Origin of the sequence: Pseudomonas viridiflava (genome assembly GCF_001642795.1) — a bacterium.
Taxonomy (GTDB): domain Bacteria; phylum Pseudomonadota; class Gammaproteobacteria; order Pseudomonadales; family Pseudomonadaceae; genus Aquipseudomonas; species Aquipseudomonas viridiflava.
Genome location: NZ_LKEH01000027.1, coordinates 32,363 through 42,692 on the forward strand (window position 1 = coordinate 32,363; position 10,330 = coordinate 42,692).

At 59.2% G+C, this 10,330-nt stretch carries 9 protein-coding genes; 4 read left to right on the forward strand and 5 right to left on the reverse strand.

Going from position 1 to position 10,330, the window contains the following annotated elements:
• Positions 1-176: 176 nt before the first annotated feature.
• From AO065_RS15415 to AO065_RS15435, 5 genes are all read right to left on the reverse strand, one after another.
• The gene (locus tag AO065_RS15415; RefSeq protein WP_004885236.1) at positions 177-905 is read right to left on the reverse strand and encodes a DUF4198 domain-containing protein; all 729 of its coding nucleotides are present in this window, start codon (positions 903-905) and stop codon (positions 177-179) included.
• A gap of 24 nt (positions 906-929) precedes the next feature.
• Positions 930-3,050, reverse strand: a complete 2,121-nt coding sequence (locus tag AO065_RS15420; RefSeq protein ID WP_004885237.1) for a TonB-dependent siderophore receptor — start codon at positions 3,048-3,050, stop codon at positions 930-932.
• A gap of 206 nt (positions 3,051-3,256) precedes the next feature.
• The gene (locus AO065_RS15425) at positions 3,257-3,796 is read right to left on the reverse strand and encodes a hypothetical protein (protein ID WP_004885238.1); all 540 of its coding nucleotides are present in this window, start codon (positions 3,794-3,796) and stop codon (positions 3,257-3,259) included.
• Between the two features lie 95 nt (positions 3,797-3,891).
• Complete coding sequence (locus tag AO065_RS15430) at positions 3,892-4,920, reverse strand: ABC transporter substrate-binding protein (RefSeq protein ID WP_004885239.1); 1,029 nt, start codon at positions 4,918-4,920, stop codon at positions 3,892-3,894.
• A 101-nt stretch (positions 4,921-5,021) separates the two neighbouring features.
• Complete coding sequence (locus tag AO065_RS15435; protein ID WP_004885240.1) at positions 5,022-5,999, reverse strand: ABC transporter substrate-binding protein; 978 nt, start codon at positions 5,997-5,999, stop codon at positions 5,022-5,024.
• Between the two features lie 203 nt (positions 6,000-6,202).
• Between AO065_RS15435 and AO065_RS15440 the strand changes: the two genes are divergently transcribed.
• The 4 genes from AO065_RS15440 (at position 6,203) to AO065_RS15455 (ending at position 10,176) form a co-directional block, all read left to right on the forward strand.
• Positions 6,203-7,018 carry a class II aldolase/adducin family protein gene (locus AO065_RS15440; protein ID WP_004885241.1) on the forward strand — a complete coding sequence of 272 codons (816 nt, stop codon included), beginning with the start codon at positions 6,203-6,205 and terminating at the stop codon, positions 7,016-7,018.
• Positions 7,019-7,050: 32 nt separating this feature from the next.
• Entirely contained in the window at positions 7,051-8,058 is a 1,008-nt protein-coding gene (locus tag AO065_RS15445) for an ABC transporter substrate-binding protein (RefSeq protein ID WP_004885242.1), read from the forward strand.
• 54 nt (positions 8,059-8,112) lie between these two features.
• Entirely contained in the window at positions 8,113-9,021 is a 909-nt protein-coding gene (gene glsB, locus AO065_RS15450; RefSeq protein ID WP_004885243.1) for a glutaminase B, read from the forward strand.
• A gap of 81 nt (positions 9,022-9,102) precedes the next feature.
• Positions 9,103-10,176, forward strand: a complete 1,074-nt coding sequence (locus AO065_RS15455; RefSeq protein WP_032651866.1) for a DUF1615 domain-containing protein — start codon at positions 9,103-9,105, stop codon at positions 10,174-10,176.
• Positions 10,177-10,330: the final 154 nt, after the last annotated feature.

Below are 10,330 nucleotides of genomic sequence, written 5' to 3' on the forward strand. Positions count from 1 at the left end.
GGAGGCGGCTTGCCGGTGATGAACGATGACGCGATTTTCCTGATACACCGCGTCGACTGCATCGCTGGCAAGCCGTCTCCCACCGTCTTTGTTCGCTGCCAGACAACGCTGTGTCAGACGCAAAAAGGCATTTCACAACCCTGTGTTCGCTGCGCATCAGCGCAGCGTGTCAGGCATCAATCGTGATGCGCTTCACCCACGAAAGTCAGCGAGGTAAACAGCCCACGCTCGGCGATATCGGCGTTGTCCTTCACCGGTAGCGTCACTTCGGCTGCGATGATGTTCAGGCCTTCGTTACGCACCACCACAGTGGCCATGCCCTGAGCATCGGTCTCGGCGCTGACCACGTCCGGCGCGCTGCGGTAATCGCCGATCAGCTTGATGCCCGCAGCGGGTTTGCCATCGACCAGCACCTTGACCGGCAGTGGTTTGCCAACGCCGACCTTCAACGGATCGGCCTGCGGCACGATGACGAAGTTCAGCTTCTCGAACGTCGGCAGCTTCGCGCCTTCTTCGTAGATGGCCACGCTGTACTTGAAGGTGTGGATCGAGTCGGTGCCGTTGGGCACCTTGCTGCGTCCCTCATTGATCCATTTCTTCTCGGCGTTGCGGGTCCACATGCCGTTGTCCAGCGCGACCGACATCACGGCGGGCGGCTTGATCGGCACCAGACGCGCGTGATCGTCCAGACGCTGCACAGTGACCGGAATCATCCGGCCCTGAAGGTCATATGCCCAGGCGCCGCTGACTTTCTGCGCCTTGAACGCGTTGTCCTCGGCACCGTGGCCGTAGACCACTTCGATGTTGCCGCGACGCTGTTCGGTCCACAATCCATGGGCACTGACCTGAGCGGCGAACAGTGCGCTGAGCAGGCTCAGGGCCACGAGCGGTTTCGATGAAAGCATGATGCATCCTTGTTGTTTTAGTGATCAGAGATTCAGTGTGAGACTGACCGTGAAGTTACGCGGCTCGCCTGGTGCGACCCAGTAATTGCTGAAGGAGCGCTCATAATATTTTTCGTCGAAAATATTGTTGAGGTTCAACCCCACGGTCACGTTATCGCTGGCCTTGTAGTGGGCGAGCAAATCGACGGTCTGGTACGCAGGCAGTTCGAAGCGGGTGCCTGACTCGCCGGAACGGTCGCCGACATAGGTGTAGGCGGCGCCGACGTCCGAACCACGCAGCACGCCTTCCTGGAATTCGTAGACGCCCAGCAGACTGCCGCTGTGCTTTGCCACACCGAGGATTCGGCTGCCGGTCGGGATCGTGCGGTCACCCTTGGTGACTTCGGCGTCAATGTAAGCGAAGGCACCGATCACGCGGACCGCTTCGGTTACTTGCCCGGTGAATTGCAGGTCGAAACCCTGACTGCGCGCTTTGCCCACGGCACGGTTGGTGTCGGTGGACGGGTCGAGGGCCAGCACGTTTTCCTTCTCGATGTGAAACGCTGACAGCGTGGTGCTCAGGCGGTCATCGAACAGCTCGCTCTTGATACCGGCTTCGTAACCAATGCCTTCTTCCGGATCGAAGGTGTTGCCTGACGCGTCGAGCCCGTTATTGGGTTTGAACGAGGTCGAGACGTTGGTGAACAGACCGACCTGCGGCGTGAGCTGATACAGAAGCCCCGCACGCTGAGTGAACGCGTCGTGCCGCTGGCCGGACGTCCGGTTGGTGGTGTAGTCGTCGATCTGCTGATCAAAATGTTCAAAGCGCGCACCGATCATCCCGCGCAGCTTGTCGGTGAACACGATCTGATCCTGCAGATTCAACGCACGGCTTTCGACATGTTCGAAGAAGTCAGTGCCCGAGCGGGCACCATTGGGTTTCGGTTGGCCGTAGACCGGGTTGTAAAGATCGATGGCGTAAGTGGTGCCCGCCACCGGTGCGATGTTGGTGACGCGCTCGTTCTTGCGGTAGTTCTCGTATTCGGTGCCGATCAGCACTTCGTGCTCAAGGCCCATGCCCTCGAAACGGCCGCGCAGTTCAAGCTGGGTAATGCTGTCGTGCCAGTTGTTGTCACGCTCGCGATAGCGGCGGTTGACCGTGCGGCCGTCGGCGCTCAGAGGACGCGATTCGCTGGCGTAACCCGACATCTCGCCCTGTTTGTAATGACTGGCCAGGCGCAACGACCAGATGTCATTGAGCTGATGATCCAGCGCGAACTGGACCATGTTGTTGTCGTTATCGATGTCGTCGTCGGGTTCGCCGAGAAAGGTCGAACGCGACACGCCGCTCCATTTGTTGTTGGGCGCAACGACGCCGCGGTCGAAGGTCGACGTGTGGCGGACGAACTCGGTTTCCACCAGCAGGTGGGTGTCAGGATTCAATTGCCAACTGAAGGAGGGCGCAACGAACACCCGTTTGCTTTCGACATGATCGCGAAAGCTGTTGTTGTCTTCGACTGCCAGATTGACCCGCGACAGCAGGTTGCCTTCCTCGTCCAGCGGCGTGTTGACGTCCAGCGCCGTGCGATAACGGTCCCAGCTGCCAGCACTGGTCTGCAGGGTGGTGAAGGCTTCGCGCTGTGGCTTCTTGGTGACGATGTTGACGGTACCGCCTGGATCACCACGGCCATACAGACTGGCGGCGGGACCCTTGAGGACCTCGATACGCTCGATGTTCGCCGCGTCGGGCGTGGCGGGGTAGCCACGGTTGGCGCTGAAACCGTCCTTGTAGAACTCGGAGGTGGTGAAGCCGCGAATGCTGTACTCGTAGAGCGTCAGACCACCAAAATTGTTCTGCTTCGACACGCCGCCAGCGAAGTCCAGCGCACGATCGACGCTGTTGCTGCCCAGATCCTTCAGCACCGACGCAGGCACCACGCTGATCGATTGCGGGATGTCCTTGATCGCGGTGTCGGTCTTGGTCGCGGTGGCGGAGCGGGTCGCGCGATAGCCCTGTACGGGGCTGGTTGCCGTTTCGTATTGATAGTCGGAGGTGACGTTGACGCTTTCCAGCTCGATGGTTTTTTGTTGTTCTTCCGCAAAACCGGTATTGCCGAGCATCCCGATGGCCAAGCCTGCCAGAGACGCAATTCTACGAGACGACATGTGAGACTTCCTGATAGTTATAGATACAATATAACATCTCTGATGAGAATTGTTTCCATACAGGCATGTCGTGAACGAACAAATTTTGCAGCGCCCGACGCAGCAGAATGCTTGACGATTCAACGCATCAGAACGAGGGGGAGAGGATTCGAGATTCAAACGAACGGAGCGCGGCCCCGTTCGTGTGCTGCCGGGATGAGGCGTGGTTACTTGACGCGGTTGCTGAGGGTGCTCACCGTGCCTTTCAGCGAATTGAGTTCACTTCGCGTGTTGCTGATATCGTTTTTGAGGCTGGAAAGGTCGCTGCTGCTGGCGCTGGAACCGGAATTGCGCTTCAAGTCACTGACCTGACTCTGCAGCGCTGCGAGCGCGCGACTCTGATCGTCGACCTTGCTTTTAAGACCGGAAACATCACTGTCGCTGCTGCGCGACTGGCTGCTGTTGTTGCGCTTGAGTTCCTCGATCAGGCGCGCCTGGGCCTCGACGGTCTGTTTCAGACTTTCAATCTTTGCCGCATTCTGTTTGGAGTCGTTCAGCAGCGCCTGCAGATCACCCAGAGTGACGTTGGTGCTGCGTACGGAGTAAGCCGAATTGACCGCCTCGTAATGGGTCGCGGCTAGATTGTCCTGACTGGACGCGCTACCAGAGTTGAATTCGAGTGCTTGCGCCTGCGAAAAGGCCAGACTGCTTATCAATAACGCCGCGAAACGAAAGCCCCAACGCGATGAAAAAGAATGACTAGCCATTACCTGAATTTCCTTGTCGGGTGCCGAAAATGGCACATTGATATGACTGAAATTCAGGTGTCTGGTTCATGACCTGCCAAGGTTTATTTCTGTCCTCAACTGCCCTGTAACGGCTTCTCATCCTGGAAGAAATAGTCCTTCCATGACGCCGGCCTGTTCTTGATCGCGCCGACGCGGTACAGGAACTCGGCCAGTGGATAGGTGTTTTTCGGGGTGATGGTGAACTGGAGTTCCGGCTGGTCGATGATCTTGAGCAGCTCGGCCCGGTCGATTTTCGATTTCGTCACGCGGATGTAGGTGTCGGCAGCGGCACCGATATCCTTGCGGACGAACTGCTCGGCTTCGCTCAGCGCCTCGATGAACGCTTTGTAGGTCTTGGGGTTCTCGTTACGGAATTTTTCGGTGGCAAACAGCACGGTCGGTGAGTTCGGGCCGAACAGGTCGTAAGTGTTCAACACAACGTGCACGTTGGGGTTGCGCAGTTCCTGATCCTGGTAGGGCGGGTTGGAGAAGTGTCCGGTCAGCTCAGTGCCACCGGCAATCAGGCTGGCGGCGGCGTCCGGGTGCGGCAGGCTGACAGTGTATTTGTCGAGCCGCGCGAACTCCTTGTCGCCCCACTGTTTGGCCGCAGCATATTGCAGGTAGCGTGACTGCACCGAAACGCTGACGGCGGGCACGGCGATTCGGTCTTTTTCGGTGAAGTCGGCGATGGTCTTCACCTTGGGATTATTGCTCACCAGGTAATACGGAAAGTTGCCGAGTGATGCGACCGCTTTGACGTTCTGCCGACCGTGGGTACGGTCCCAGATGGTCAGCAGCGGGCCGACGCCTGCACCGGCAATGTCGACAGAGCCGGACAGCAGGGCATCGTTGACGGCCGAGCCGCCGGACAATTGGGTCCAGTCGACCTTGATCTCCAGACCGTCTTGCTTGCCATGTTTTTCAATCAACTGTTGATCGCGCACCACGTTAAGCAGCAGATAGACAATCCCGAACTGCTCGGCGATGCGGATTTCCCCTTCGGCCTGTGCCGTGGCCGGAGCCAGCAGTGAACCTGCAATCAGTGTGGCCGCAAGGCCGAGGGCTGTGGCGAAACGTGAGGTTCGTTTGTCGATCGTTGACATGTACTGCTCCAGTCACAGGAATATTTTTCGAGATTAACGCTATAAGAAATATTATTTTTAATAACGTTAATGAATAACCATAAGCCGCTCGAACAGGCAATTCATGCCAGCTGAAAGTGCCGATCCCACAGCGGCGATACGTCAATCCGTTCGCTCAGCACCCCCGCTTCGAAAAACACATCAGCCACTTCCTGTTGCGAGGCGATGGCCTGATCGTCAATCGCCCTGAGCTTCCATGGTTGGCTGCGGCTGGCGATCTGATCGGCGAACACCGCCTTGTCGATGCCCAGCAGTTGTCCGGATTTCTCTGCCCATTCCTCAGGGTGATCGTTGATCCATTCCAGCGTCTGGCGCTGACGCGTGAGGTAGTCGGTGATGGCCTGACGACGCAGCGGATCGGCCAGTGCGGCAGGACGGGCGGCCAGCAGGTAGTTGCCGGACAAATAGCCCTGCGCGGTTTTCAGCACCCGCGCACCGCTGCGAAATTTGGCGAGCTGGATGAAGGTGCCGTACGTCACCCAGGCGTCGAGCTGGCCGCTTTGAAAGGCGGTGAAGCCGTCCTGCGGCGTGAGCGCGATGGCCTTGACGTCATCCATGCTCAGGCCCTGTTCCTTGAGCGCCTTGATCAGGAAATAATGGGCCGTGGTGGCTTTGACATAGCCGACGCGCTTGCCTCGCAGTTCTCCGACCGACTCGATGCGTGAGTCTTTGGGAATCAGAAACACCTGGTTGTTGACGTCGCCTTCCATCACTGCGATCAGCCTGGGCTGGCGATGGCTCTGGATGGAAAAGATCGGCGGTATCTCGCTCATCGAGCCAATGTCGATACTGCCCGAGGCTATCGCTTCGACAATGAGATTGCCGCCCGGAAACTCGGAAAACTGCACCTTGTAAGGCCGTTTGTCGTTGCCGGCGTTTTCATTGAAATTGGCGTCTCCGCCTCGGTAGGTCGCGACCTGCAGGGTCAGGTCAGCCAGTGGATCCTGAGCGAACAGGCGGGGCGTCAGACCCAGTGTCGTGGCGCCGAGGGTCACGGCGCTGGCCGTCAGGAAACTTCTTCGGTTGAACGTTTTGCTCATTCGGTCTCGTCCATGCGGTCCGGCAAGCCGGAAAGGAGTCCTGTTTCTGAAGCGATCAGAAACGTCGAGCATCGATGTAAGCATAACGTCGAGTTTTAATATTCTACTTTTTTATAATTAGCTTATAAGTAAATGTGCTTTTTAAATGATTTCTTATGCGCATAGTCTTGCTCCATCGCCTTCGCATAGTCAGGGACATCATCATGAGCAACGTCAGCGCATTGCCGATTCAGCCGGACACGGCATCTTCGTCCGGCGTCAGCGTGCAGGACAGGGTTTCGCCGCAAGAGTGGGAGGTCCGGGTCAAGCTTGCCGCGGCCTATCGGCTCGCATCCCTCAAACGCTGGACCGATCACATCTACACGCATTTTTCCGCCCGCGTGCCGGGGCCGGACGAGCACTTCCTGATCAACCCCTTCGGCCTGCTGTTCGACGAGATCACGGCCTCCAATCTGGTCAAGGTCGATATCGATGGGACGGTTGTCGATGACCCGACCGGGCTGGGCATCAATTACGCAGGCTACGTGATCCACAGCGCCATCCACGCTGCACGTCACGACTTGCAGGCTGTGCTGCACACCCATACCCGCGACGGCATCGCGGTGTCGGCGCAAAAAGACGGCCTGCTGCCTATTTCCCAGCACGCCATCGCCTTTTCCGGTCGCGTGGCGTACCACGGTTATGAAGGCATCGCGCTGGATCTGGACGAGCGCGAACGGCTGGTGGCGGACCTTGGCGACAAGAGCGTGATGATCCTGCGCAACCACGGGCTGCTGACCGGCGGCGTCAGTGTTGAGCACGCCTTTCAGCAACTGCACAATCTGGAGTACGCCTGCACTATCCAGATTGCCGCGCAGTCGGCGGGCAATGCGGAGCTGGTGATTCCGCCGCGTGAGGTCATTGCCAAGGTGGAAGAGCAGGCCAAAGTCATCAAGGACGGGCACGGTCCGGGTGTGGCGCGGCACTGGAACGCGCTGATCCGTGAACTGGAACGCACCGGCACCGACTACAAGACCTGAATGATGGATCACCCGCACAAGGACGCACAGAAATGAGTTTCACCTATTGGGTCAGAAGCTGCGCCGCCGTGCTGGCATTCAGTGCGCTGATCGGCTGCGGTAATGACGACCGGCAAGTGGTTTCCAGCAACGAAACGGTGGACTGGTCGAAGGTAAAGCTGGTGCTGGGCGATCAGGCGAAGGGACTGCGCACAGTGGTCGAGGCATCAAAGGCTTTCGACGGCGTGCCCTATCAGGTCGAATGGGCCAACTTTCAGGGCGCAGCTCCCTTGTTCGAAGCCTTGCGCGCCGGAGCGGTCGATCTGGCGCCTGCCGGTGACACGCCGGTGCTGGCGGCGGCAACGGGCGGCGCGCCGTTACGCATCGTTGCGGTACGTCGCAGCCAGGCGCGCAGCATTGCGATTCTGGTGCCCAAGGACTCCCCGATTCAGACCGTGGCCGACCTGAAAGGGCGCAACGTGGTGATCTCATCGGCGCGTGGCAGCATCTCTCAGTACCTGTTGATCCGGGCACTGGCCAATGCCGGTGTCAAAGAAACTGATGTGAACATCGGTTTCGTCATGCCGACTGACGCGCTGCCCGCTTTCAATGCGGGCAAGATCGAAGCCTGGGCAACGTTCGGCGTCTATCAGGCGTTTGCCGAAGAGCAGGGTGCCCGCGTATTGCTCAGCGGCGAGGGCATCAATACCGGCCTGACCTTCATCACCGCCTCGGACGAAGTACTGACCGATCCCGTCCGGCGTCAGGCCATCAACGACGTGCTCAAGCGTCTGGCCAAGGCGTTGGACTGGGCACGCAACAACACCGATCAGTACGCCGAGGTCTTTGCCAGGGTCAACGACATTCCGCTGCCGGTGTCGCGTCGATTGCAGAGCTGGGGCATCGAAGCACTGGAACCGGTCGAGGATCGCGACGTCGACGCCCTGCAGCAGGTCGATGATCTGTTCGTCGAGAAGAAAATCTTTCCTCATGCCGTCAAGGTTGCAGAGCTGGTGGACCGGCAGGCATTCGAGAAGAGTCGGGATATCACCTTGCGATGATGCCAGCCGCCTGTTGTTGGTGTAGTGTGCGCACCCAAAACAAGGGGCGCTTAGATGCAAGACCTGCTGAACGAAATCCTCGATGAAGTGAGACCCTTGATCGGTCAGGGCAAAGTGGCCGATTACATTCCGGCACTGGGTGGCGTCAGGCCCGACCAACTGGGCATCGCGGTGTACGGCAACGACGGCCAGATGTTCAGCGCAGGCGATGCCGAAACGCGGTTTTCGATCCAGAGCATTTCCAAGGTGTTCAGTCTGGTGCAGGCCATCGGGCACTCAGGCGAGGATATCTGGCAGCGTCTCGGTCACGAGCCGTCCGGTCAGCCCTTCAATTCGCTGGTGCAGCTGGAGTTCGAACGGGGCAGGCCACGCAACCCGTTCATCAACGCCGGTGCGCTGGTGATCTGCGACATCAACCAGGCCCGTTTCGCGGCGCCCTCGTTGTCGATGCGTGACTTTGTCCGGCGCCTGTGCGGCAACCCGTCGATCACCTCCGACTCCAAAGTCGCCGAGTCCGAATACCAGCACCGTTCGCGCAATGCGGCAGCGGCGTACCTGATGAAGTCGTTCGACAACTTTCATGGCGATGTTGAAGACGTGCTGCGCAGCTATTTCCATCATTGCGCCCTGAGCATGAGCTGCATCGACCTGGCCCGTGCCTTCGGTTTTCTCGCCAATCAGGGTTTCTGCATTCACAGCGGCGAGCAGATACTGAGCGCCCGACAGGCCACGCAACTGAACTCGATCATGGCCACCAGCGGTCTTTATGACGAGGCAGGCAACTTTGCCTACCGGGTCGGTCTGCCGGGCAAGAGCGGCGTAGGGGGCGGCATTGTCGCTGTTGTGCCAGAGCGGTTCTCGGTCTGCGTATGGTCCCCGGAATTGAACGCAGCGGGCAATTCGCTTGTCGGTATGGCTGCGCTGGAAAAGCTCAGTGCGAGGATCGACTGGTCAGTGTTCTGACGCAGGACACTGAGTCCGGACTCAGAAGAGCACACGTAGCGGGGTCAAGGATTGAATCAAGGTCTGTTCAAATCGCTCACGATGAGCGTCGCATTGATGCTGCTGGCCGCGTGCGGCACGCAGCGCCCACAGGAACCCGAACTGAGTCCTGATCAGGCGCGGGCGCGCATCCTGCGCCTGATGCCGACCACGGTCAGCGACCGTCAGGCGTGGGCCACGGACATCCAGGCGGCCTTCACAGCGCAGAAAATCCCCCTGACCACCGAGAATGTCTGTTCAGTACTGGCTGTGACCGAGCAGGAGTCAACCTATCAGGTCGACCCTGCCGTTCCTGACATGGGGCGCATTGCACGCGCCGAAATTGATCGGCGTGCGGCGCGTCTGCATATTCCGAATGCCTTGATCGCCACCGCGCTGCGCGTTCGCTCACCCGATGGCAAGACCTACGGCAAGCGTCTTGATGCGGCCCGCACCGAGAAAGAGCTGAGCGCGATCTTCGATGACTTCATCGGCATGGTCCCGCTGGGGCAGGCGCTGTTCGGCAACTTCAACCCGGTCAAGACCGGCGGCCCGATGCAGGTCAGTATTGCCTTCGCAGAGAAGCGTTCCGAGGATTATCCCTACACGGTCGATGGCACCATCCGACGCGAAGTGTTTACCCGGCGCGGCGGCATGTACTTCGGTATCGCGCACTTGCTGGGCTACCCCGTGAGCTATGACAAAACCCTGTACCGCTTCGCCGATTTCAACGCCGGTTGGTACGCGAGCCGCAACGCTGCGTTTCAGGCTGCGGTGAGTCAGGCGACGGGCATCGATCTGGCGCTCGACGGCGACCTGATTCGTTTCGACTCCACGTCGCCGGGCTCGACCGAGCTGGCGGTGCGCACGCTGGGTGACCGGCTGGGCATGAACAAGTCGCAGATATGGAGCCAGCTCAAGCAGGGCGACACCTTCGAATTCGAAGAAACCGAGCTGTACCGAAAAGTGTTTGCGATGGCCGACAGAGCGGCCGGCAAGCCATTACCCCGTGCGATCCTGCCCGGCATCACCCTCAAAAGCCCGAAGATCACCCGCAAACTGACCACCGCCTGGTTCGCCGAGCGCGTGGATGACCGGCGTGAGCGCTGCGTACAGCGCGCTCCGGCAGGGATGTAACAAAGCCAAATGCATACCCTGTGGGAGGCGGCTTGCCGGCGATTGCGTCAGACCAGCCACCGGCGGATCAACTGAGAAAAAGCATCGCCGGCAAGCCGCCTCTTATCAAACAACACGTAATCTGCTGACTGAACACGTTTTTGTGGGAGGCGGC

What these genes read in the sequence shown, in the direction of transcription:
- AO065_RS15415 (WP_004885236.1), bottom strand. Translation starts at nt 905, where the DNA reads ATGCTTTCATCGAAACCGCTCGTGGCCCTGAGCCTGCTCAGCGCACTG.
- AO065_RS15420 (WP_004885237.1), bottom strand. Translation starts at nt 3,050, where the DNA reads ATGTCGTCTCGTAGAATTGCGTCTCTGGCAGGCTTGGCCATCGGGATG.
- AO065_RS15425 (WP_004885238.1), bottom strand. Translation starts at nt 3,796, where the DNA reads ATGGCTAGTCATTCTTTTTCATCGCGTTGGGGCTTTCGTTTCGCGGCG.
- AO065_RS15430 (WP_004885239.1), bottom strand. Translation starts at nt 4,920, where the DNA reads ATGTCAACGATCGACAAACGAACCTCACGTTTCGCCACAGCCCTCGGC.
- AO065_RS15435 (WP_004885240.1), bottom strand. Translation starts at nt 5,999, where the DNA reads ATGAGCAAAACGTTCAACCGAAGAAGTTTCCTGACGGCCAGCGCCGTG.
- AO065_RS15440 (WP_004885241.1), top strand. Translation starts at nt 6,203, where the DNA reads ATGAGCAACGTCAGCGCATTGCCGATTCAGCCGGACACGGCATCTTCG.
- AO065_RS15445 (WP_004885242.1), top strand. Translation starts at nt 7,051, where the DNA reads ATGAGTTTCACCTATTGGGTCAGAAGCTGCGCCGCCGTGCTGGCATTC.
- glsB (WP_004885243.1), top strand. Translation starts at nt 8,113, where the DNA reads ATGCAAGACCTGCTGAACGAAATCCTCGATGAAGTGAGACCCTTGATC.
- AO065_RS15455 (WP_032651866.1), top strand. Translation starts at nt 9,103, where the DNA reads ATGAGCGTCGCATTGATGCTGCTGGCCGCGTGCGGCACGCAGCGCCCA.